The sequence below is a fragment of the Serratia sp. 506_PEND genome (genome assembly GCF_001076875.1).
In the GTDB taxonomy this organism is placed as follows: Bacteria; Pseudomonadota; Gammaproteobacteria; order Enterobacterales; family Enterobacteriaceae; genus Serratia; species Serratia marcescens.
The window spans coordinates 1-628 of sequence record NZ_JVEL01000316.1 but is presented as its reverse complement, the minus strand read 5'-3'; the positions used below and the strand labels follow the sequence as shown (position 1 = coordinate 628).

1 pseudogene is annotated in these 628 nt (G+C 54.0%); it reads right to left on the bottom strand.

The annotated features are described in order from the left end of the window. A pseudogene (locus ADK28_RS32125) lies at positions 1-628 on the bottom strand (phage tail tape measure protein); the annotation flags it as partial.

The following is a 628-nucleotide window of genomic DNA, read 5'->3' as shown; positions in this document are numbered from 1 at the left end:
GGCCCCATCTGGCCCATTCTGACAATGCCGCTTAACGCATTGGGGAGTTTATCGGTGGGAATTTTAAAGTAATGCAACGATGAAGCCAGTTCCGCGACCTTGTAGGGATTTGCACCGACGGATGCGGCTGTCATATTGATGCGCGGCAATAATTCGTCGACTTGTTGCGGCGTAAATGCCTGGGAGGAAACCAGCCCCTCGTAACCTTGCAATGTGTCGCCGATATCACCCCCACCGAGTTCTATCGCTTTTTTGACGGTGTTGTTTATTTGCTGCTTACCTTTCTGGCGCCCCGCCTCATCGCGGTCATGGAACACCCTGTTTGAGAGTTTCATCAGCTCCATGCTGTACTCGGAACTGTTATCAATTTTAGGCGCAAGATAATGTGCGCCAGCAGCTATGGCTCCGCCGGCAACCAGCATTTTTTTACCCAGGCTGGCCAGATGTTCTTCATCGGTTGCCGCACCTCGCAGTTCTTTGCGCAGCGCTGAGACCTTTCTTTGCGTAGCGGCGAATGCACGTTCCTGCTCTTGTGCCGACAGCGTGCCGGAGTTGGCCAGACGGTTGTATGCTGCTTCGGTGCGCTGGATCTCGCGCTGGATCATCTTCTCGGAACGAATACCCAGCG